This window comes from Kosakonia sp. 1610, assembly GCF_050435845.1.
Taxonomy (GTDB): domain Bacteria; phylum Pseudomonadota; class Gammaproteobacteria; order Enterobacterales; family Enterobacteriaceae; genus Kosakonia; species Kosakonia cowanii.
Genome location: NZ_JBNDKZ010000002.1, coordinates 183,215 through 206,594 on the forward strand (window position 1 = coordinate 183,215; position 23,380 = coordinate 206,594).

18 protein-coding genes are annotated in these 23,380 nt (G+C 57.1%); 1 reads left to right on the plus strand and 17 read right to left on the minus strand.

The window, feature by feature from the left end; all coding sequences use genetic code 11:
* Positions 1–166 precede the first annotated feature (166 nt).
* Genes mukB through cmoM form a run of 4 tightly spaced genes read right to left on the minus strand, consistent with a single transcriptional unit; the run spans position 167 to position 7,409 of the window.
* Positions 167–4,615 carry a chromosome partition protein MukB gene (mukB, locus tag ABIC80_RS08880; protein ID WP_200133981.1) on the minus strand — a complete coding sequence of 1,483 codons (4,449 nt, stop codon included), beginning with the start codon at positions 4,613–4,615 and terminating at the stop codon, positions 167–169.
* Positions 4,615–5,319: a chromosome partition protein MukE gene (gene mukE / locus ABIC80_RS08885; protein WP_023481680.1), complete on the minus strand. Its 705-nt coding sequence runs from the start codon at positions 5,317–5,319 to the stop codon at positions 4,615–4,617. The genes mukB and mukE overlap by 1 nt, the downstream gene beginning before the upstream one ends.
* Complete coding sequence (gene mukF, locus ABIC80_RS08890; RefSeq protein ID WP_094420332.1) at positions 5,300–6,622, minus strand: chromosome partition protein MukF; 1,323 nt, start codon at positions 6,620–6,622, stop codon at positions 5,300–5,302. Before mukF ends, mukE begins: the two co-directional genes overlap by 20 nt.
* Positions 6,615–7,409: a tRNA uridine 5-oxyacetic acid(34) methyltransferase CmoM gene (gene cmoM, locus ABIC80_RS08895; RefSeq protein WP_305206303.1), complete on the minus strand. Its 795-nt coding sequence runs from the start codon at positions 7,407–7,409 to the stop codon at positions 6,615–6,617. The genes mukF and cmoM overlap by 8 nt, the downstream gene beginning before the upstream one ends.
* A gap of 118 nt (positions 7,410–7,527) precedes the next feature.
* Between cmoM and elyC the strand changes: the two genes are divergently transcribed.
* Positions 7,528–8,307 carry an envelope biogenesis factor ElyC gene (elyC, locus tag ABIC80_RS08900; RefSeq protein WP_094422882.1) on the plus strand — a complete coding sequence of 260 codons (780 nt, stop codon included), beginning with the start codon at positions 7,528–7,530 and terminating at the stop codon, positions 8,305–8,307.
* On the opposite strand, the gene ABIC80_RS08905 is transcribed toward elyC, so the two are convergent.
* The 13 genes from ABIC80_RS08905 to serC form a co-directional block, all read right to left on the minus strand.
* On the minus strand, positions 8,284–9,177 hold the full coding sequence (locus ABIC80_RS08905) for a YcbJ family phosphotransferase (protein WP_023481603.1): 894 nt from the start codon (positions 9,175–9,177) through the stop codon (positions 8,284–8,286). The two genes, elyC and ABIC80_RS08905, sit on opposite strands and share 24 nt — an antisense overlap.
* Before the next feature lie 133 nt (positions 9,178–9,310).
* Positions 9,311–10,060 (minus strand): 3-deoxy-manno-octulosonate cytidylyltransferase, encoded by a 750-nt coding sequence (gene kdsB, locus ABIC80_RS08910; RefSeq protein ID WP_429176682.1) that lies wholly within the window; start codon positions 10,058–10,060, stop codon positions 9,311–9,313.
* On the minus strand, positions 10,057–10,239 hold the full coding sequence (locus ABIC80_RS08915; protein WP_054803093.1) for a Trm112 family protein: 183 nt from the start codon (positions 10,237–10,239) through the stop codon (positions 10,057–10,059). The genes kdsB and ABIC80_RS08915 overlap by 4 nt, the downstream gene beginning before the upstream one ends.
* Before the next feature lie 50 nt (positions 10,240–10,289).
* Entirely contained in the window at positions 10,290–11,522 is a 1,233-nt protein-coding gene (locus ABIC80_RS08920) for a winged helix-turn-helix domain-containing protein (RefSeq protein ID WP_429176685.1), read from the minus strand.
* 45 nt (positions 11,523–11,567) lie between these two features.
* The gene (gene lpxK, locus ABIC80_RS08925; RefSeq protein ID WP_305206312.1) at positions 11,568–12,545 is read right to left on the minus strand and encodes a tetraacyldisaccharide 4'-kinase; all 978 of its coding nucleotides are present in this window, start codon (positions 12,543–12,545) and stop codon (positions 11,568–11,570) included.
* Positions 12,542–14,290, minus strand: a complete 1,749-nt coding sequence (gene msbA, locus ABIC80_RS08930) for a lipid A ABC transporter ATP-binding protein/permease MsbA (protein ID WP_042714223.1) — start codon at positions 14,288–14,290, stop codon at positions 12,542–12,544. The genes lpxK and msbA overlap by 4 nt, the downstream gene beginning before the upstream one ends.
* A gap of 36 nt (positions 14,291–14,326) precedes the next feature.
* Positions 14,327–16,591 (minus strand): ComEC family protein, encoded by a 2,265-nt coding sequence (locus ABIC80_RS08935; RefSeq protein ID WP_429176686.1) that lies wholly within the window; start codon positions 16,589–16,591, stop codon positions 14,327–14,329.
* A gap of 217 nt (positions 16,592–16,808) precedes the next feature.
* On the minus strand, positions 16,809–17,093 hold the full coding sequence (gene ihfB / locus ABIC80_RS08940; protein WP_007374142.1) for an integration host factor subunit beta: 285 nt from the start codon (positions 17,091–17,093) through the stop codon (positions 16,809–16,811).
* Between the two features lie 180 nt (positions 17,094–17,273).
* On the minus strand, positions 17,274–18,947 hold the full coding sequence (rpsA, locus tag ABIC80_RS08945; protein WP_023481457.1) for a 30S ribosomal protein S1: 1,674 nt from the start codon (positions 18,945–18,947) through the stop codon (positions 17,274–17,276).
* 121 nt (positions 18,948–19,068) lie between these two features.
* Positions 19,069–19,752 carry a (d)CMP kinase gene (gene cmk, locus ABIC80_RS08950; RefSeq protein ID WP_023481374.1) on the minus strand — a complete coding sequence of 228 codons (684 nt, stop codon included), beginning with the start codon at positions 19,750–19,752 and terminating at the stop codon, positions 19,069–19,071.
* Between the two features lie 163 nt (positions 19,753–19,915).
* Complete coding sequence (locus tag ABIC80_RS08955; RefSeq protein ID WP_023481474.1) at positions 19,916–20,683, minus strand: M48 family metallopeptidase; 768 nt, start codon at positions 20,681–20,683, stop codon at positions 19,916–19,918.
* Between the two features lie 134 nt (positions 20,684–20,817).
* Positions 20,818–22,101, minus strand: a complete 1,284-nt coding sequence (gene aroA / locus ABIC80_RS08960) for a 3-phosphoshikimate 1-carboxyvinyltransferase (protein ID WP_305206317.1) — start codon at positions 22,099–22,101, stop codon at positions 20,818–20,820.
* A gap of 66 nt (positions 22,102–22,167) precedes the next feature.
* Positions 22,168–23,253, minus strand: a complete 1,086-nt coding sequence (gene serC / locus ABIC80_RS08965) for a 3-phosphoserine/phosphohydroxythreonine transaminase (protein WP_429176689.1) — start codon at positions 23,251–23,253, stop codon at positions 22,168–22,170.
* Positions 23,254–23,380: the final 127 nt, after the last annotated feature.

Consider the following 23,380-nt stretch of genomic DNA (forward strand, 5'->3'; position numbering starts at 1 on the left):
TCACCTTGCATGTGACTAAATGTCACCTTTTTCTCAGTATATAAAGACAAAAAAACATTTGTCTGCCCTACTGTAAAGAAGTTTAAAGATTAAACGCCGACTGGCAATCTTTTTCAGAAAACAAAAAGAGCGGCACTGAGGCCGCTCTTTTTATATTGTGCTGCGATTAGGAAACGTCCGCCGTCCCCGGGAGCGTTTCCGGCAACTGCGGAGCAAAGCCACGCAGGCCGACAACATGCACATGTTCCTGATTCTGCACCACTTTACGCACCAGCTTGTAGGTGGTGCCTTTCTCCGGGCTGATGTTCTCCGGCGCGGCGATAATCAGCTGCATCTCCAGACGCTCACACAGCTCGAACAGAGTGGCGATAGAGCGGGCATCAAGACGTGCCGCTTCATCAAGGAACAGCAGGCGACACGGCGAGATATCCTTGCCGCGCAGGCGGCGGGCCTCATCTTCCCAGCTCTGTACCACCATCACCAGAATGGACATCCCGGTACCGATCGCTTCCCCGGTCGACAGCGCGCCCGACTCGGCGCGCAGCCAGCCGTCGGAGCCACGGTTAACTTCCACTTCCATCTCCAGATAGTTGCGGTAGTCGAGCAGCTCTTCGCCAATGGTCTGCGGCGTACGCTGGCCCATATCGATTTGCGGGTTGAGGCGCTGATAGAGCTTCGCCAGCGCTTCCGAGAAGGTCAGGCGGCTGCTGTTAAACAGATCCTGATGCTGCTCGTGCTGCTCTGAAAGCACATTCAGCAGCGTGGCGTGGGTCTCCCGCACGTTCACATTTAAGCGCACGCTGTTGACCTGGCCGAACGAGACGCTCTGCAAGCCCTGGTTGAGCATGCGGATACGGTTCTGCTCACGCTGAATGGTTTTGCGAATAATATTCGCCACGCTGCGGGAGCTGATCGCCAGCTTCTGCTCGCGGGAGGTGAGCTCTTCCGTCAGGCGGCTCAGCTCAATCTCCATCTGCTCAATCGCTTCGACCGGATCGTCGGTGCGAATAATATCCTGACGGATACGTTCGCGCAGATGCTGGTAGACCGCGACAAAGAACTGGATTTTACGCTCCGGACGTTTTGGATCTTCCGACATGCGCAGCACATCGCGCAGGTGTTCATTATCCGACACCGCCAGGCGCAGCGCACCAAGGGCCTTATCCGACATGGATCGCAGTTCGTCCGCAGAGAGGTAGGCCAGCTCGCGACGGTGGAGACGACGCTCAACGCCGTTATCTTTCACCATACGCATCACCGCGCACCAGCCCGCTTTCGCACTCACCACCTGCTCACGCATTTCGTGATAATCGCGCTCCAGACGGCGTAACTTGCGTGTCAGGTTATCCATCTCGGCTTCACAGAAGGTGAGCGCTTTTTCCAGCTGATTACGGCGCGAGCGGTTGCCGGAGAGCTGGGCATGCAGTTCGTCACGACGCTGACGCGCGCGCTCCTCTGCCCCGCTGTCGGCACGCACTCCGATATCCTGCAGCTCTTTTTGCAGGTCATTAAGCAGCTCTTTTTTGGTATCAAACGAACTCTTCAGCGAGGCGAGCACCTGGTTGTACTGGCCGTACTGCGCGGCATGGCTGCGCATCGCTTCGCGCGCACGGGTACGCTCCGCTTCAGCCTGCTCCAGGCGCTGGCGCAGCTTCTCGTTGAGATCGTTATTGCCGTTAAACATCTCGGCGGAGTCGGAGTAGCTGAAGTGCGCCCGGCGCTGAACCACTTCCGCCAGCGCGAAGGCCTGCTGGCGCGCATCACGCTGCACCTGCTGCGACGCGGCGTAGTCAGCTTTAAGCTGTTCAAACTGCTCCGGATCGCTCTGCAACACGGAGACCATTGGCTCGAGCTTCGCCAGCTGATTGCCGAACTGCTGAATAAAGCGCGCGGCTTCCTGCGCTTCATCCAGCCGCTCCTGGATCTCATCGACGCGATCGGCGAGGGTCTCATCCGCCAGCAGGCTCAGGCGCGGTAGCAGGCGGTTAAGCTGGGCTACGCCCTCTTTCGCCTGCTCGAACTGAACGCGATTCTGCTGGTTATCATTTTCATGATTGCTGATCGCACGCTCAAGCTCGCCACGGCGGCTGTTGAGGCTGCGGATCTCCGCTTCCGGATCGTCGTCAAACGCCACGCCAATATGGCTGCCGATAAAGCGGCTGAAGGCCTGATGCAGGCGCTGGGTTTTCTGCACGTCAAACGACAGAGTGGCGAAACGTTCCGCCAGCGTTTCCCGCTCGGCATGCAGGCTTTCAATCCGGCTTTCACGCGCGGCACGGCCAAAGATCGGCAGCGTCGGGAAGCGGGAGTAGCGCCACTGGCGGTCGGCGATTTTCACCACTACCGCTTTTTCCAGCTCATCCACGCTGAAGACGCTGTCATCGAAGGATTGCGGATCCCCTTCGATCAGATAGAGATCTTCCGGGCAATCCTCCAGCCCTTCGAGCATTCCGGCGACCAGCGAGAGATCCGGCACCACGATAGCGTGGCGTGACGGGCCATACAGCGCCGAGTAGTAAGGGGCATCTTCGAGGCTAACGTCATCATAGATTTCCGAGAGCAGAACGCCGCCAAAGCGTTCGGCCAGCGCATTGAGGCGCTGATCTTCCGCACCGCCCGGCTGGCTTAAACGCTCAATCTCATCATCGACCGCACGTTTACGCGCGCCGATCTCATCGCGCTCAACGATAGCTTCGCGCTCGCGCTCCAGCAGCTGTTGCAGATACTCGGTAACGTCCTGGCCCGACTCAAACTGCTCGCCGCTCTGTTCACACAGCTGCGACAGGCTGTTCTGCGCCGCCAGCCAGACCGGCGCGCGTTTGGTGAGGGTCTGAATGCGCGACTGTAACTGCTCCAGCTCCTGACGCAGCGCCATACGCTGCTCACCGGCGGCAGAAACGTTATCTGAGAGCGCGGCAATCTGCGCTTCCAGCTGCTGATGCAGCGCTTCCAGCTCATCGGCATCAATCTGTTTGCCCTGGCGTTTGCAGAACTCCGCCAACAGGCGCTCGGCGTCCTGCTGCTCGCGCAGGCGCTGCTCCAGCTCCGTCAGGCGCATGCGCAGCGGCTGAACCTGCTCCGCCAGATGGCGCTGGTTAACCGCATCGCGCAGTAATTCACGCGCCACGCTCCAGGCTTCATTACGCGCCAGCGGGCCATTAATGGCGGCCACCAGCTGATAGGCCTGCTCAAACTGGCTGTGCGCCGTTTGCGCGACGCTGATTTTTTGGTCCAGTGACAGCAGTTTCTCGGTTGCTTCCTGCTCTTTCGCCTGGAAGGTCTCGAGCCACTCATCGGCGCTCTCAATGGTCAGATCCGGCAGATGGCAGAGCGTTTTTGCCCGCTCCAGCGCCTGCAGAGCCTGGTTGTACTGGATCGCGCGGGTTTGCTGAACGTCCAGCGCCTGCTGGTAGTCCGCAAGCTGGTTTTTCAGCTCATCCACTTCCAGCTCAGCCGCTTCGGCACGGGCTTCGTTATCTTCCTGGCGTTCGGCGGCTTCCGCCACCACTTCCTGCTGCTCTTCGAGGCGGATCTGCAACTCTTCCAGATCGGCTTCGTAGCGCTCAATTTTCTCCTGCTGACGCAGCGCGGTCTGCACGAGGTTCAGGTGATCGCTGGCGGCCTGGTAATCAGCCTCCAGATCCCCTTCCGCACCGCTATGTTCCGCCAGCTCGCGCGCCATATCTACATGCTTATACTGCTCGGCGGCCAGCTGCTTGCGCGAGGTAAAGAGATCGCGGCGATACTCCAGCGCTTTATCCAGATGCACCCGGCGCTCGTTGGCGTGGCGCATATAGTCTGCCGCCACGTAATCGGTGGCTTCGCTGATCAGGTGTTTAAACAGATCGCGATCGGACTGGGTAACGCGGATCGCCTCCAGCGTCATGCGGTTTTCGCGCAGCGCCGCTTCCATATCCTGAAACGCTTTACGCACGCCGCTGTTTTCCGGCAGCAGGTAGTCGCGCAGGGAGCGCGTAATGGCGCTGGAGATCCCGCCGTAGAGCGAGGCTTCAATCAGGCGGTAGAACTTGCTGCGATCGGAGGCGGAGCGCAGGCGACGCGCCACGATCCCCAGATCAAACATCAGCGAGTGGTAATCAGTGATGGAGTTGAACTGCTTAAACTGCACCCCTTCCATCGCGTCGAGCTTATCTTTTACTTCCTGCAGCGTCAAAACACGCGCCTGGCGCTCATTGAGGGTTTCCGTCAGCAGTTGCGTTGGCAGCACAGCGGTCGGTAAGCCCTGAATGGCAAAAGGTTTGATATCCACTTTGCGATCGCGACCGGCGACCTGCTGCAAACGCACGCCAACCAGCACGCGCTGGTTGCGGGAGTTGATCACATCCAGCACCGAATAACAGACGCCGGCTTTCAGTTTGCCGTGCAGACCCTTGTCGCGTGAGCCGGACGTCGCGCCCGCTTCGGTGGTGTTACGGAAGTGCAGCAGCGTCAGATCCGGGATCAGCGCCGTGACAAACGCCGCCATGGTGGTCGATTTCCCGGCTCCGTTACCGCCTGACAGGGTGGTAACCAGCTCGTCGAGATCAAAGGTGCGGGCAAAAAAGCCGTTCCAGTTAATCAGCGTAAGCGAACGAAATTTACCGCGATCAATCATTACTCATCCTCCGAGCTGTCCGGCTGGTTCTCTTCAGGCTCATCATTGAGCTGCAGGTGATTTTCCACAGGCATCGCTTCACCGTCGCGGATCATGCGCAGCTGCGCTTCACGCGCATCGTCACCCGAACGCACATCGGCCCCGAAGCGGAACACCGATTCGGTGATGCGGAACTTGCTGCTGTCATTGCCCATAAACCAGATCATGCCGAGACGGCGCAGACGGTTGAGGGAAGAGCGCACCTTTTCCTGCAGCTTCTGACGGTCGAGATCGGAGCCGGTTGAACGGTTGTTCACCAGCTTCAACAGCTTGTTTTCATCCGCCAGCGACAGCAGCTCGTCATAGAGCTCCTGCTGGGTAAAAATCCCCTCGTTAGCCAGACGCTCCGGGCTGAGATAGAGGTAGCACAGAATTTTGCCAACCATCATATCCAGCTCAGAGAGCACCGAGCGCGGGATCAGGGTGGTGGAGCGCGGGCGCAGATAGAAGAAACCTTCCGGCGCGCGAATCAGCTCTACGTTATAACGGGCGTAGAACTCCTCGAGATACTCCTGGAAATCCATCAAAAAGGCGTGATTATCCAGCTCGTCGAGGCCAATATGCCGCCCTGAGCGCAGTGCGCTATCCAGCGCCGGAAACAGCGGGTTTGCCAACGCTTGTGCCAGTTTAACCGGCATCACTTGTTCAATATTTGTCGATGACATGCGCCTGTACCTTGGCTCCGTAATCATTAATCGGCTGCCATTTCGGCGGCAGGCCGGTGAAATCTGCTTGCGCTACGCCGAGGCGTACCGCCTGATCAACTACGATGCGCGCGATGTCAAAATGACGCGCGCGCGGGTATTGCGCCAGATACTCGCGGGCCACAAGGCCGAGATCGAGCGGCACACCTTTGGTTTTATAGATAGCCAGCTGCTGTTCGATCAGCGCCGCGAGCTGTTCGCGAATTTCGTTAAATTCTTCGAACTCCATCTCCGTCGGCAGCTCACCGGTCACCTCTTCGTCGCGCAGCGCCATCTCTTCATCGCGCATATCCAGCAAGCGGTCGGCGCTGGCGTGGGTTAACGCCCACGGCGCGTCGAAATAGCTCTGCACCGACTGGCGCAAACGCTGGGCGAAGACGCGGTTTTTATCCATATCGATGGCGGTACGGATAAATTTATGCACGTGGCGGTCATAACCGATCCACAGGTCGATGGACTGCTGCCCCCAGCTGACAATACGGTCGAGCTTGCTTTGCAGGTTAAAGACCAGTTGATCGAGGAACTCGAGATCGTCGCGCCCCATCGTCGCTTCCTGGATGCTCAACAAGTTGGTTTGCAACTTATCGCCTGCCGCTTCGAGCGTATCCTGCAGTTCGCGCAGCGTACCGGAGGTTTCAGAGAGCAGTAGCTCACAGCTGGAGATGGCGGCGCGCCAGTCCTTATTCAGCAACTGGGCGATATCATCTTTCACCTGCTGCTGCTGCTCATCCATGATGCGCTGGGTGAGATCGATACTGTCGAAAATCTCTGCAACAGAGTATTTCAGCGGCGCAAACACGTTCCGGTGCCAGTGAAACTCATCTCCGCCCTCTTCTGCTGCATCGGCAGCCCGCTTCAACTCGGCCGCCACAATAGAGAGCTGCATCGAGAGGCGCAGCGTGGAGAATTCGCGCTGGCGAATATAGTAATCGGTAATACCGATGCCCAGCGGCGTCAGGCGGTAGATGGCGTTGCCCTCTGCCTGCTCGCTGGTAAAGCGGTTCAACAAACGCTGGCGCACCATATCGTTAATCGCGTTGTTCGCGCGCTGATTAACGGTTTCGCTGGTTTGCTCAAACGCTTCACTCACATGACGAAAGGCGTCAACCAGCTCGCCTTCACTCATTTCGCCATCAAGACGCTCGCCGTTAAGGGTGGCGACAGCCAGCAAAAAGGAGAGCCTGTCGACCGGCAGCGAGATGGAGAAATCATTTTTCCTGGCCCAGGCAACCAGTTCGGGGACTGTCTGGGAAAATTCACTCATCGTTTGTCCTTCCATCGATTTGCGGCTTACGGGCTGTCACGTGGATATAACGGCCGAGGCTAATATAGGGTTCCTGCCGGCAGTAGCGGGTCTCCAGCTCCAGCAGCATCTCGAAACTGCGCTGCTGCTGAGTTTTGTCGCGCAGATAGTCATGGAAAACACGCACGCCGGTTTTGCCGGTGATATGCCAGCCAATCTGCTCAAGCCAGCGATAAACCTCGGCGGGCGCACGCGGGTAATCCGGGGAGAGCGTACGCTTCTTCCGCTTCGGCATCCCCACCTGCACATAGTCAAAGTTTCCTGCCACCATGTTATGCATCAGCAGGCCGTCAGCATTGTAAAACATCAGCGACAGCGCACCGCCCGACCTTAATACCGACCACAATTTTTGCAGCACGGCGACGGGATCGGCGACCCATTCAAGAACCGCATGGAACAATATCAGATCAACCGGCGATGCCAAATGTTGAGCAATATCCTGAACCGGGCAGTGTACAAAATGCATGTTACCGCTGACGCCTTTCTCTTCCGCCGCGACCTGCGCGCGTTTAAGCATCTCCTGCGACACATCGCAGAGGGTCACATGATGGCCAAGCTGCGCCATGCGGATCGCCGTTTGCCCCTCGCCGCCGCCCGCGTCAAGCACGTGCAGCGGACCGTCATTCATTTCTGCCAGTAATATATCAAGATCCTGCCACAGGATCGCCTGACGCAGCAGACCTTTTGTCGTGCCGTAAATGTTGCGCGAGAATTTCTCGGCGATATCGTCGAAATTGCGATCCTGCATAGCCGCCCTACGCTCCTGGCAAAAGCGCTATTTTGTCACAGCCGTGCCGATAATGAACCTATCTGGTGTAAGATCCGCGGAAATCGCCTGCTGTATGCTCAAAAAGGAGACGGATACAGTGCTTTTCACACTGAAAAAAATTGTTGGCGGCCTGATGCTGCCGTTACCTCTTTTACTTTTGGTTATCGGGGCAGGAATTGCGCTGGTCTGGTTTAGCCGCTGGCAGAAAACCGGCAAGGTCTTTATCAGCGTCGGCTGGCTTTTACTGCTGCTTTTAAGCATCCAGCCGGTGGCGGATCGCCTGCTGAAACCGATTGAGGAGAGCTACCCGACCTGGCACGGTAGCGAGCGGGTGCAATACATCGTTGTGCTGGGGGGTGGTTATACGTGGAATGACGCCTGGGCGCCAAGTTCGAATCTGATTAGTAACAGCTTGCCGCGGCTTAATGAAGGTATCCGCTTATGGCGGGCTAATCCCGGTGCCAAAATGATCTTTACCGGCGCGGCGGCCAAAACCAACCCGGTAAGCACCGCAGAAGCGGGCGCCAGGGTTGCCGAGAGCCTCGGCGTACCGCGCAGCGATATCATCACCCTTGATCAACCTAAGGATACCGAAGAGGAAGCGGCTGCGGTGAAGCAGGCTATCGGCGATGCGCCTTTCCTGCTGGTGACCTCCGCGTCGCATCTGCCGAGAGCAATGATCTTCTTCCAGCACGTCGGGTTAAAACCGCTGCCTGCGCCAGCGAATCAGCTGGCCATCGACTCACCGCTTAACCCGTGGGAACGTGTGATCCCTTCACCGGTCTGGCTGATGCACAGCGACCGGGTGGGATACGAGACGCTGGGGCGCATCTGGCAGTGGCTAAAAGGCAGTTCAGGCCAGCCAGGGGAGCAGTGATTTCGAGGCCAGATCGACATTGGCACGGTTGAATCGACCGGTATTCACCAGCTGCGCCACTTCGTCCCACAGCAGATAGAGCCAGCGCCGCCAGATAAACGACTCGGCAACCGGCGCGCGCTGTAAATAGTGCCACAGCAACCCTTCCGCCTGCGGGCCATCCACCAGGCGGAAGAGTTCATACTCTCGCGGTGCCCACAGCATAATACCAGGGCCAACCATCGCCAGTAGCTGATCGCTGCGGGCATCTTTCAGCATGCTGCGCAGGTTAAAACTGCCGTGCACCAGCACGCAATTATCGTTAAATCCTTCAAATAGCGCGGGCAAGCATTCGCGGGTGCGAAACAGCAGGCGCTTATCCTGCATCGTCAGGCCGGTGTTTTGATATTGATTGAGGGTGGTCCAGAGCACTTCGACGCGCTGACGATACCAGGAGGGCCAGATATTCTCCTGAGTGCTGTCGACGGTACCCACGCAGCCGTGGCTATCCTGCCGATGCCAGGAGAGCAACCCCTCAACAATTTGATCTTTGAGCTGCTCCCAGCGCTCCGGCGTGCGTGCGGGCGCTTCAACCGGCACGCCGCGCAAGCGCTCAATCAGCAACACGTCAGGCCCGGGGTGCTCTTCGTGAGTCATTACGCCATATACCACCGGCATGCGCACCGTGCCGCTGCGGGCGAGCATTGAGATTTTCCACGCCAGCTGTTGTGCCAGCCCCGGGGTGGTAAAGCTTCTTGCCATCAGCGGCATCGGGTTTCCCCGGCTGTCATACAGCGTCCAGAGCGCCGAATCAGGTTTTTCACTGACGCACTCCATGCGGCTTAATTTCTCTCCCAGCAGATGACTGAGTTCGGCGCGAAGTTGTTCCATAGCAATGCCCCTACAAAAACGACTGCTTTTATAATGAGCGCCATACCGGGAGATGTCACCCCAATGAGATCAAAACAGGGTGATTATTTGACGAGCCAGAGCAAATCCCCTCCGGGCGGAGGGGATGAGAGGATTAACGCATAGCCTGGCGGACGCGCTCAAGATCGTCTGGCGTATCAACGCCGGTACCGGGCACTACGCTTGCAACATCGACGTGGATTTTTTCGCCGTACCACAGAACGCGCAGCTGCTCGAGCATCTCGATCTGCTCCAGCGGGCTGGTTTGCCAGCTGACATAACGGCGAATGAAGCCGGCGCGATAGCCATAGATGCCGATATGACGCAGGAAGCTGTCGCCGATGGTCTCACGCGAGGCGGCAAAACGGTCGCGGTCCCACGGAATGGTGGCGCGCGAGAAGTAGAGCGCGTAGCCCTGCGCATCCATCACCACTTTCACCGCATTGGGGTTGAAGGCCTCTTCTGCACTCTCAATCGGCACAGCCAGCGTTGCCATACCGACATCGCGGCGCGCAGCAAGATTGTCAGCGACCTGGCGAATGATCGCCGGCGGGATCATCGGCTCATCGCCCTGCACGTTAACAATCACTGTCTCATCGCTGAAACCGCATTTTTCAACGACTTCAGCAAGACGCTCGGTGCCGGATTGATGATCCGCGCGGGTCATGCACACTTCGCCGCCCACCGCCTGCACCGCCTCCCTCACCTCTTCGTTATCGGTGGCAACGATAATGCGCTCTGCGCCAGATTCGCGAGCGCGCTCCAGCACATGCACCACCATCGGTTTACCGTTGATGTCGACCAGCGGCTTACCCGGGAGGCGCGTCGAGGCGTAGCGCGCGGGAATAATTACCACAAAGCTCATGGACGGCTCTCTTCTGGGGTTAAAGCGCGGGCTTCGGTTTCCAGCAGCACAGGAATGCCTTCGCGTACCGGGAAAGCCAGGCTGTCGACTTTGCAGATCAGCTCCTGCTTATCCTGGGTGTAATTGAGTTTGCCGTTGCAGACCGGGCAGGCAATTATTTCGAGTAAACGGTGATCCATCTTTCCTCCTGAGAAACCGATGATGAGCAGATTGAACTTATCATAGGCAATTATGACGCCGCGTCTATCTCCAGACCGGCACGCGATGATGAAAACAGTCCATCGGGCAGGCGTGAAAAGGTAATGCGCTGCGCGCCTTGCCAGCGCGCGAAGTCGGTAATCGCACGCTGCAGCCCCTTCTCCAGCTGAAGCGACGGGGAAACACCCTCTTCCAGAAACAGCGCAATCACTTCAAGCACGCCGGTTTTGCGGTGCATTTTTGCATCCATCCGCCCGACCAGCCGCCCCCGGTGCAGCAAAGGCAGGACAAAATAGCCATATTGCCGCTTCGGTGCCGGGGTATAACACTCCAGCCGGTAGCTGAAGCCAAATAGTTGTTCTGCACGTTTGCGATCCCAGACCACCGGATCGAACGGCGAGAGCACCGCGCTGTGGGTGGCGGTGAGTTTGTCCGCCTGCGCCTGTTCCAGCAGCGGCAGCAAAGAGGCGTGTAACCACGCAGGTCCTAGCCCCTCGACATTAACCGGTAATATAGTTTGCGCCTCTTGCATCTGCGCCAATGCCTGAGCAAGCGCCGGGCGACGCAGGCGATAGTAATCCGCCAGCCACTGCGCACGGAACAGGCCAAGGCTGCGGGCGCTCTTTTCCAGCATGATGGCTTCGGCCCGCTCCTGCGAGAGCAGATCGCGCACGTCGTCCCACTGCGGCATCACGCGCTGCGTCAGATCGTAGACGCGCTGGAAATTACGCCGCTCAATGACCATTACTTTTCCGGCGGTGAACAGCCCCTCCAGATGACGCTTATGGGGTTTCCACTCCCACCAGCCGCTGGTGCCTTTGCGCGGATGTTCAAAATCAGCGGATCGCACCGGACCATGCTCCTCAATGTGCGCGATAAGCTGCTCAATCTCAGCCGCGTGCTCCTGCATCCACGCCTGGCGGTACTTCCACCCCATTTTGTCGGGCGCCAGCATGCGGTGACGGACGAGGGCAAAATCCTCGCGCGGCAGAAAGCAGGCTTCATGCGCCCAGTACTCCATCAGCTCGCCGTTGCGCAGGGCATCATCCAGCCAGTGCGGCTCAAAGGCGCCGAGGCGGCTGAACAACACCAGGTAAGGGCTGCGGGCGACGATATTAATGGTATCGATCTGCAACAGCGACATGCGCCGGATAGTCGAGAGAATATCGTCCGGTTTTGCACGTCGGGAGGGTTTTCGCAGCAGACCCTGCGCGGCGAGATGGAGATGGCGAGCGGCGGTAATCGAAAGTTGCGGCACAGACATAGGCGTTCCTGTTAATGAAACAGGGCGCAGCCGAGGCGGCTATCCTCAGCGCACCAGTGTGAGCAGATCCAGCAATAATTTTTCGGCCGCATCGCCCGCAAGCTCGGCATCAACCGGCAGATACCACCAGTTAGCCTGCGCAAAAGGACGACACTTAACGGCATCTTTTTCCGTCATCACCAGCGTTTCACCGGGCTGGAGCAGCGCGTCGACATCCTTCTGTGCCAGCGCCTGGTGATCCGCCAGCGCCACGCTGCGCTTAAGCGTTGCGCCACACTCGGCAAGGGTGGCGAAAAAGCGCGGAGGATGGCCAATTCCCGCCATCGCGACAATCTGGCCAAGCTCGTTTACCGCACGGCGCTCGCCCGTCAACAAGTTGACCGCCAGACCCGGGCGCAGGCGCATGGCGATTTCACCCGCCTGCGGCGTACCGCCATTGGCAATCACCGCATCGACGGTTTTCAGGCGCGACGCGCGTTCACGCATTGGCCCCGCCGGTAGCCACCAGCCGTTGCCGAAGCGCCGCACACCGTCTACCACCACAATCTCTTTATCACGTGCCAGCCGGTAGTGCTGTAAACCATCGTCGGTAACGATCAGCTGCAGCGGATGCTGCGACAATAACGCGTTAACCGCCTCGCATCTGTCAGGCGAAACCGCCACCGGCGCGCCGGTACGCTGATAAATCAGCACCGGCTCATCTCCCGCCTGCGCTGTTGACGTTTCAGGCGTCAACAGCAGCGGATAACGTTCGGCTTTACCGCCGTAGCCGCGCGAGACCACTCCCACGCGGATTCCGCGCTGTTGGAGCTGCTCGACCAGCCAGATGACCACCGGCGTTTTACCGTTGCCACCCGCCGTCAGGTTACCGACAACGACCACCGGGACCGGCGCACGCCAGGCTTTTTTTAATCCGATACGATAAGCAAACCGGATTGCGCCGCTCACCAGGCCATAGAGCCAGGAGAGCGGCAGCAGCAAAAGCCACAACGGGGATTCACCGGACCAGATGCGCGCGATCATTCGCCAAACTGCATCTTATGAAGCTGCGCATACGCCCCACGCTGCGCCAGCAGCTCAGTGTGGCTGCCGCGCTCGACGATGCGGCCATCTTCCACCACCACAATTTCGTCGGCCTGTTCGATGGTCGACAAACGGTGCGCGATGACCATCGAGGTGCGGTTTTTCTGCAGCTCGTTAAGCGCCGCCTGAATAGCGCGCTCGGACTCGGTATCGAGTGCAGAGGTCGCCTCATCAAGGATCAGGATCGGGCTGTCGCGCAGCAGCGCGCGCGCGATGGCGATACGCTGACGCTGACCACCAGAGAGCAGGACACCATTTTCGCCAATAATGGTATCGAGACCGTTATCCATCTTATTGATAAAGTCGAGGGCATAGGCCATCTCAGCGGCACGCTCAATCTCTTCACGGCTGTACTCTTCCGTACGCGCATAGGCGATGTTGTTCGCCACGGTATCGTTGAAGAGGTGGACGTTTTGCGAAACCAGCGCGACCTGATTACGCAGTGATGAGAGCGTGTACTCGCGCAGGTCGTGACCATCCAGCAGAATTTCACCCTCATCGATATCGTAGAAGCGCGTGATCAGGCTGGCCATGGTAGTTTTACCTGAGCCAGAGCGCCCTACCAGCGCGACGGTTTTACCGGCCGGAATGGTGAGATTGATATTACGCAGCGCTGGGGTTTCACGCCCGGGATAGGTAAAGGTCACATTGCGGAACTCAAGATCGCCACGCGCACGTTCAATATTGCGGCTGCCTTCATCTTTCTCTTGCTCGCTATCGAGGATGGCAAACAGCGTCTGGCAGGCCGCCATTCCGCGCTGGAACTGCGCGTTGACGTTGGTCAGCGATTTTAGCGGCCGCATCAGTGCAATCATCGACGAGAAGACCACGGTGATAGTACCGGCTGTCAGCGTCGCCATGACGCTCGGGAAGCTCGCGGCATAGAGCACAAAGGCCAGTGCCAGAGAAGCGATAAGCTGAATAATCGGGTCGGAGATGGAGGAGGCCGAAACCATTTTCATCCCCTGCAGGCGCATTTTGTTGCTGACTTTGTCAAAGCGGCTTGTTTCCACTTCCTGACCGCCAAACATCAGCACCTCTTTGTGCCCTTTCAGCATCTGCTCTGCGCTGGTGGTCACCTGCCCCATGGTGTTTTGCATATTCTTACTGATGCTGCGAAAACGTTTGGAGACAACGCGAATGGCGATCGACACGATCGGTGCCAGCACGATCAGAATCAGCGACAGCTGCCAGCTGTACCAGAACATCATGATAAACAGCCCGATGATTGAGGCACCTTCGCGCACCACGGTGATCAACGCGCCGGACGACGATGACGCCACCTGCTCTGAGTCGTAAGTGATACGTGACAGCAAGGTGCCGGTGGACTGTTTATCAAAGAAGGAGACCGGCATGCCCATCATATGACTGAACAGGCGACGGCGAATGGTCATCACCACTTTGCCGGAAACCCAGGAGATGCAGTAACTCGAAATGTAGCTGGTGATGCCGCGCAGGATCATCAGGCCAATTACCACCAGCGGCATCCATAGCAGCACTGAGCGATCCGTTTTACCAAAACCATCGTCCAGTAACGGTTTGAGGAGCGATAACATGAAGGTATCGCTGGCTGCGTTGAGGATTAACGCGATCGCCGACACGATCAGCCCCGCTTTAAAAGGCGCAATAGTCGGCCATAGACGGCGGAATGTCTGCCATGTAGAGAGATCTTTGTCGTTATGCATTCAAAAAACCAGCACTTGTTGAAATAGCCGCATATTCTACCCGTTATCTTGGGGGACGCCAAACCACTGATGATACCAACGTGGTAAAAGTTGATCGCGTAAGCTGTGGATTTCCCAGCCCTGAGGCGAAAATGAAACGGTGATCTGCCCCTGGTGAGGCGTGTCGTACCACTCATATCCCTGCTGCTGGTAGCGTGTTTTAACCTTCGCCGAGGGCAAGCGCCAGGCGTTATAACGCGAAGCTGACGCCAGTGCTGCCCTACCACCGACACGCTGTATAAAGGGCAATGTCGAAGAGCTCTGGCTTCCGTGGTGAGGCACCTGCATCAGTGTAGCTTGCAAATGCGCCCAGTAATGGCTGAGCATCGCCATCTCCCCCTGCCCTTCAATATCACCGGTGAGCAGCACGCTGTAGCGTCCATCCTCTATCTTCACCACGCAGGAGCGGTTATTGCCCTGCGAGCGTGTCTCTTTTAGTGGCCAGTGCGCGGTAAAGGTTAAGCCCTGCCATTGCCAGCGCTCGCCGCGAAAACAGGGCGCATGCCCTGCCCAACCCATCGGACTTCTGATCCACAACTGCGGCCAGAACTTCAGCAACGAATCCAGGCCGCCGCGATGATCGAGGTGATCGTGACTGAGAATTATCCCTTCCGGCCGCAGCCCGTGCCAGCGCAGCCAGGGCGCGATCAACTGCGCGCCACTGTCTCCGCCGGGCCACGCGGTGCCGGTATCATACAGCAGCGCTCTTCCCCGACGCTCTATCACCATCGCCAGGCCCTGCCCGACATCCAGCATATGCACTGACCAGTTATCAGGCCGCGCGCTGCGCCAGACGGGATAAGCGAGTAGCGTCAGGCAACCCAGACAGATGGCAGGGAGCGTGCGCCACAGGCGAAAGCGTAGCGCAACCAGTAACAGCCAGGGCGCAAAGGAGAGCCATTGCCAACGCGTGTCTATATTGATCCAGCCGGGCGGCAACCCGCGCAAAAACGTAAACAGCGCCTCCAGGCTCATATCCGCCAGCGCCCAGCAGAGCGACTGCAAAACCGTGGAGCCGGACAGATGCAGCAGCATCCCGGAAAGAATGAGCGGCACCGTAACAAACGTCACCAGCGGGACGGCAATCAGATTCGCCACCAGCGCGCTCAGGCTCAGACCATGAAAGATAGCGAGCTGCATCGGCAGCAAAAGAAACAGCATCCCGACCTGCAAATGCAGCAGGTTCAGCGCGCCTCGCCCGAGCCCCGTGCGCACCTTCAGCGGCGCAGGAAACCACTGAAACCAGAACAGCAAAGCTGCAACGGCAAAAGCGGAGAGCCAGAGGCTATCGGAGAGCACCGCCAGTGGATCGATAAACAGAATCGCGGCCACGCAACATATCCACACCTGCCAGGGCGACCACTGCCTGCCGGAAAGACGCAGCAGCGCCCAGACGCAAAGCGATATTGCCGTGCGCAGCGCTGGCGGTTGTAACCCCGTAAGCCAGGCGTAGCAGACCGCGCAAACTAGTCCGGTTAAGAGTGGAAAACGCCAGTTAATGCAGTGCGCAGGTAAGAGAAGCTGTGCCGCTCTGGCACACAGCCAGCCAAGCATCGCGGCCAGCGCGATGTGTAAACCGGATATCGCCATTAAATGCGCGGTTCCCGTCTGGCGAAAGGTCTCCTTTATCTCCGGGCTAAGCGCTGCGCGCTCACCCATACCGAGCGCAAGAATAACCCCTTTCCACTGCCGTTCAGCCAGCACTTCGCTCAGCGAGTGAAGGTAGTCTGCACGCCAGCTGCAGCGTGCTTCCAGTAAGCTGGCGTCGATAAAGCGACCGGTGAGCGGCTGATGCGAGGCCAGCGCGTAGCGCTGTACATCAAATCCCCCTTCGTTCAGCTGCCCGTGAATGGCCCGCGCGCGGATAGTCATTGCCCAGCGTTGCCCGGCGCAGGCCGGAGCGGGCAGATATTGCCCGTAGAGCGTAATGCCCGGTGCGGCGAGAAGCCGCTTGCCATCAAGACGACGGATTTTTCCCTGATGACGGGTCGCATTATCGCTGTGAGTAATTTCAAACTCGATCTGGCGATGCGCTGCTGGCAGGTGCTGGGCCGGCCAGATGGCCTGCATTGCGGCAAGGATCCCCCACGCAAAAACAAGCAGGGTCATGCCAGCGTAGCGCAATACGAGGTAGCGTTGGCAACCCAGCAGAAATCCGGCAATGATGACGCACCAGATTGTCCTGATGCCCGGCAATGCCGGCAGCCATGCAAGCGGCATAATCCCGAGCGTGATACAGGCAGCCAGCGCGGTCAGTCTCATCTCCACCTCCGTGTTATGAGGCGCAGTATGAGATGCAGAGATAGTGATGTCAGGAGCGTTTTCCGCGGTTTGCGGCGCATGTCGGGGGGTTTTAACAGGGTTACGCTACAGCGACATATTTTTGCGAGGCAGGCCGGAAAAGTTAGCGATGCTAAAAACGAAAAAAGCACCCCTGAGGGTGCCCTTTCGACGAGTAAACGTTAGCGTTGGCTAAGGCTTATTCATAAATATTGGCGCGGTCACGTAATTCTTTACCCGGCTTAAAGTGCGGAACGTATTTACCTTCCAGATCCACTTTGTCGCCTGTTTTTGGGTTACGCCCGGTGCGTGGTGCACGATAGTGCAGGGAGAAACTGCCGAAACCGCGGATCTCAATGCGCTCACCCTGGGCAAGAGTAGAGGCCATATGCTCCAGCATCTCTTTCACTGCATCTTCAACAGCTTTAGCCGGAATATGCGATTGCTGGCTTGCAAGTCTTTCGATCAATTCTGACTTGGTCATGATTCCTCCGGTCTCCTTCAACGCAAGGTTAGCTTAGTAGCTTGAACAAGGGCGGCCGTAGCCGCCCTTTGTCATTGATTACAGGACGAATCTTGTAATCTGTCAAGTTGCTCATCATCAATTGCGCTATAACGGTCGACTTACGTCGCGCTACAGCGCAAATGAGACAGCGTGCTTGAATTACTCGCCTTTAGCTGCTTTGAAAGCTTCAGCCATAGCGTTAGAGAAGTTGCCTTCTTCCTGTTTGTTGTTAACAGAAGCGATTGCATCTTTCTCGTCAGCTTCGTCTTTCGCACGAACAGACAGGCTAACTACGCGGTTTTTACGGTCAACGCCGGTGAATTTAGCTTCAACATCGTCGCCAACATTCAGAACCAGAGTTGCGTCTTCAACGCGGTCACGGGAAGCTTCAGAAGCGCGCAGGTAACCTTCAACGCCGTCAGCCAGTTCTACGGTTGCGCCTTTAGCGTCAACTGCAGTGACTTTACCGTTTACGATTGCGCCTTTCTTGTTCAGTGCAACGTAGTTGTTGAACGGATCTTCTGCGAGCTGTTTAACGCCCAGGGAGATACGCTCACGCTCTGCGTCAACCTGCAGAACAACGGCTGCGATTTCGTCGCCTTTTTTGTATTCACGAACTGCTTCTTCGCCTGCAACGTTCCAGGAGATGTCAGACAGGTGAACCAGGCCATCGATACCGCCGTCCAGGCCGATGAAGATACCAAAGTCAGTGATAGACTTGATTTTACCTTCAACGCGGTCGCCCTTGTTGTGGGTTTCAGCGAACTGCTGCCACGGGTTGGATTTGCACTGCTTCAGGCCCAGGGAGATACGACGACGTTCTTCGTCGATATCCAGAACCATAACTTCCACTACGTCGCCAACGTTAACAACTTTGGACGGGTGGATGTTTTTGTTGGTCCAATCCATTTCGGAAACGTGAACCAGGCCTTCAACGCCTTCTTCGATTTCAACGAAGCAGCCGTAGTCGGTCAGGTTGGTCACGCGGCCAGTCAGCTTGGTGCCTTCCGGGTAGCGTTTAGCGATAGCAACCCACGGATCTTCGCCCAGCTGTTTCAGGCCCAGAGATACACGGGTACGCTCGCGATCGAACTTCAGCACTTTAACAGTGATTTCGTCGCCAACGTTTACGATTTCGCTCGGATGCTTAACGCGTTTCCATGCCATATCAGTGATATGCAGCAGGCCGTCAACGCCGCCCAGATCAACGAATGCACCGTAGTCAGTGAGGTTCTTAACGATACCTTTAACTTCCATGCCTTCCTGCAGGTTTTCCAGCAGCTGATCGCGCTCTGCGCTGTTTTCGGATTCGATAACCGCACGACGGGAAACAACAACGTTGTTACGCTTCTGGTCAAGCTTGATTACTTTGAATTCAAGCTCTTTGCCTTCCAGGTGCAGAGTGTCACGGACCGGACGAACGTCTACCAGGGAACCCGGCAGGAACGCGCGAATACCGTTGAGCTCAACAGTGAAGCCGCCCTTGACTTTGCCGTTGATAACACCGGTAACAGTTTCAGCGTCTTCGTAAGCTTTTTCCAGCGTGATCCAAGCTTCGTGACGTTTCGCTTTCTCACGGGACAGCAGGGTTTCACCGAAGCCGTCTTCTACTGCATCCAGAGCAACGTCAACTTCGTCACCAACCTGGATTTCCAGCTCGCCCTGGGCGTTTTTGAACTGCTCAGCCGGAATGGCGGACTCAGATTTCAGACCGGCGTCAACCAGTACGATATCTTTGTCGATAGCAACAACAACACCGCGGACAATGGAACCCGGGCGGGTTTCGATTTCTTTCAGGGACTCTTCAAAGAGTTGAGCAAAAGATTCAGTCATATTGATAATCTTCAGGATTCTTCAATTTAACGTCCACCTGGCTTCATGCCGGATGGGGTTGTTTCACATGCCTGCTCACACTCCGTTGCAGCAGGGGGTACTACGAATTCGGTCGCATAGGTTATGCGAGAGCCAACTTTTGGCGGGCGTATTGTAGCGCTTTTTCAATCACTTGCTCAATGCTTAAGCGGGTAGAATCCAGCACTAAAGCATCAGCAGCGGGAACCAGCGGTGCAACAGGACGATTACGATCGCGGTCGTCTCGTTCCTTTATCTCAGCCAAAAGGCGTTCAAAGTTAACACTAAAGCCCTTCTCCTGCAACTGTAGCATGCGGCGATGCGCACGCTCGTCCGCCGAGGCGTCGAGGAAAATTTTTACTGGCGCATCGGGGAAAACCACCGTGCCCATATCGCGGCCATCGGCAATAAGACCGGGCGCTTCGCGGAAGGCGCGCTGGCGACGCAACAGCGCCTCACGCACGCGCGGGAACGCAGCAATCTGCGACGCGGCATTAGCCACTTCCTGGGTACGAATTTCGCCGCTGACATCTTCGCCTTCGAGGATCACTTCCAGATGACCGTCGGTTGAGACAAAACGCACATCAAGGTGCACGGCGAGCGGCACCAGTACATCTTCCGAAGAGACATCCACGTGATGATGCAGTGCGGCCAGCGCCAGCACACGATAAATTGCGCCTGAATCTAACAGATGCCATTGCAACGCTTCCGCCATTGCCTTGCAAAGCGTGCCTTTTCCCGCACCGCTTGGCCCATCAATGGTGATTACCGGGGCAATTGCCGTCATCTTTTTCTCCTTAATTAAGGCATATCGTTATATAACGCCGCGCATTATACGCGCCAACGCGCACGAAAGTTACTGCTGCGTGCGAATAACAAAAGAGTATGAGGCTGAGTGTAGATTAATTGCGCGGGAGTACGGGCTGATTTGCACCAGCCCGGAATAAAACTTACTTCTTGCTATCTGCGGCGATACGGTCGCGGATATGCTTCGCACGCTCAGCTGACGGCGGGTGAGAATCAAACATCGATTTCTCAGAACCGGCATCCAGCTTCGCCAGCTTGTCAAAGCTGGTAACCAGACCCTGACGGCTGATGTTGCGTTTTTTCAGCAGATCGTAGGAGAAATCATCTGCTGCGGACTCCTGGCTACGGGAGAAGGCAGAGTTGATCAGGTTCTCACCCAGATCGCCCAGCTGAGACTGGGAGAGCTGTGCACCTGCCGCGCTGCTGGCGGAGATTGCATCACGCGCGGCCAGTGTGGCATACGCGGTTTGCATCGCTTTACGGCTATGACCCAGCGCAACGTGACCCATTTCATGGCCCAGAACCGCTTCAACTTCGTTGTTGGTCATCATGTCCATCAGACCGCTATAGACACGAATACAGCCGTTCGCCATCGCCCACGCGTTCACTTCTTTGGTCATATAGACTTTGTAAGTGACCGGCGTGCCATCGATGTTGTTGCCCAGCGCTTTAGCAATCTTGTTCAGACGCTTCGCGTAGGTGCTCGATGCAGGCGCGATGGTGTTTTGCTTGTCCATCTCAGCACATGACTGCTCAGAAAGCGTTTTCACATCCGCGTCGCTCAGCGTCGCCGCTTTATAAGCAGACATACCGGATTTGGTCAGCGCATCCGTATCAATACCACCCATGTTCTTACAACCAGAGACAAGCGTTGCTGCGACGAGGCAGCTAAAAATCATTGTTTTTTTCATTGACAGTCCATGTATTAACTAACTGAATTGAGGGAAAGAGTCCCGCGCAAATGGTAGCACAGCGCAGCGGCTTTTCACCCTCTTAACAATGGCAGGTGATTGCGCCCCGCAGAGGATGCGGGGCGGTAAGAACATCAGGCAAGCGTACTGATACGCGCTAACTGCTCGAAGTAATCCGGGAAAGTTTTCGCCGTGCATTTTGGATCGAGAATGGTGACCGGCGTATCCGACAGCGCCACCAGCGAGAAACACATCGCCATGCGGTGATCGTTATAGGTGCCAATCTCTGCAACCTGCAGCGCGGCTGGCGGGGTGACGCGAATAAAGTCTTCGCCCTCTTCCACCGTTGCGCCCACTTTGCGCAGCTCCGTCGCCATGGCGAAGAGGCGATCGGTCTCCTTCACGCGCCAGTTGTAGATGTTACGCAACGTGGTAGTACCCTTCGCGAAGAGCGCCGTGGTAGCAATGGTCATCGCTGCATCGGGGATATGGTTCATATCCATATCAATGGCGTTCAGCTCGCCGCGCGAACAGGCAATATAATCTTCGCCCCAGACCACGGTCGCACCCATTTTTTCCAGCACGTCGGCGAAACGAATATCGCCCTGCACGCTATTACGACCAATACCGGTCACCTTAACCGTCCCGCCTTTAATGGCCGCAGCCGCAAGGAAGTAGGAGGCCGAAGAGGCATCGCCTTCAACCAGGTAGTGGCCCGGCGACTGATAGTGCTGCCCGCCACGCACGATGAAGCGTTGGTACTGCTGGTTATCAACGTCAACGCCAAAGGTTTTCATCAGATGCAGGGTGATGTCGATATAGGGTTTCGACACCAGATCGCCTTTGATGGTAATCACTGTATCCTGCGGTGCCAGCGGCGCGGTCATCAGCAGCGCGGTTAAGAACTGGCTGGAGACGCTGCCATCAACGCTCACTTCGCCGCCGCTAAACCCGCCGCGCAGGCGCAGAGGCGGATAGTGTTCCTGCTCAAGGTAGTCAATCTTCGCCCCGCCCTGACGCAGTGCGTCAACGAGATGGCCAATCGGGCGCTCTTTCATGCGCGGCTCGCCGGTCAACACCACGTCGCCGTTACCCAAACAGAGCGCGGCAGCCAGCGGGCGCATCGCCGTACCAGCATTACCGAGGAATAACTCAACTTTTTCTGCCGCGTTCAGCGGGCCGCCCATGCCGGTCACTTCACAGCGGGTGCGATCGGCTGACAGCGTGTAGTGAACCCCCAGCGCAGTCAGGGCATTCAGCATATGGCGAACATCGTCACTGTCCAGCAGGTTGGTCAGCACGGTGGTGCCACGGGCAAATGCGGCAAGCAGCAAGGCGCGGTTTGAAACACTCTTGGAGCCAGGCAGATTGATGGTGCCATCCACGCGCGCGATGGGTTGTAACGTCAGGGATTCCATGAAACTTCACTCTCTACGGACAAAATAAAACCCCGCAGCCCGGCTGCGGGGATGGTCATTACTGCATTAACCGTGACGGCGTTCGAACTCAACCATAAAGTCCGTCAGCGCCTGCACGCCCGCCAGCGGCATGGCGTTATAGATAGAAGCACGCATGCCGCCCACCACACGGTGGCCTTTCAGCGCGTGCAGGCCGGCGGCGAAGGACTCTTCGAGGAAGAGTTTATCGAGCGCGCTGTCAGCCAGCTGGAAAGGGACGTTCATGCGTGAGCGGTTGGCCTTCGCCACATCGTTTCGGTAGAAATCACTACCGTCGATCACCCCATACAGCAGATCGGCTTTTTGCTGGTTGATACGGTCCATCGCTGCCACGCCACCCTGCTGCTTCAGCCATTTGAATACCAGGCCGGAGAGGTACCAGGCAAAGGTCGGCGGGGTGTTGAACATCGAGTCGTTATCGTTAAGCACGCTGTAATCAAGAATCGACGGGCAGGACTGGTGCGCTTTACCGAGCAGATCTTCACGCACAATCACCAGCGTTAATCCTGCCGGGCCAATGTTTTTCTGCGCACCGGCGTAGATCACACCAAAGCGGCTGACATCCAGCGGAGAAGAAAGAATGGTAGAGGAGAAATCCGCTGCCACTACTACATCGCCAAAGTCCGGCGTTTCGTTAATGGCAATGCCGTCGATCGTTTCGTTTGGGCAGTAGTGCAGATAGGCTGCGTTGTCGCTCAGCTGCCAGTCGCGCATCGGTTTAACCGCGCGCAGGCCGTCGAGAGTGGTTTTGGCATCAATGACGTTTGGCGTGCAGTACTTCTTCGCCTCTTTGACCGCGCTGGCCGCCCAGTAACCGGCATCCACATAATCCGCGGTGGTTTTATCACCCAGCAGATTGAGCGGAACGCCAGCGAACTGGCCGCGCCCGCCGCCGTGACAAAACAGCACTTTATAGTTGGAGGGGATATTGAGCAGATCGCGAAAATCCTTTTCTGCCTCTTCCGCCACCTGGATAAACTCTTTGCCACGGTGGCTGATTTCCATCACCGACGTGCCGAGACCTTGCCAGTCGCACAACTCCTGCTGAGCCTGCTTAAGCACATCCGCCGGTAATACGGCCGGGCCAGAACTAAAATTGAAAACCTGCGTCATTTCCCCTTACCACCCTATAAAGCAAAACGTTTTTCCTGTGACATCGGTTTTATCATTCACCGCCACAGGCCGCAACGAGTAATCAGAGGCAGGGGAAAGTTGTGCGCCCCATCACATAGCAGAATGT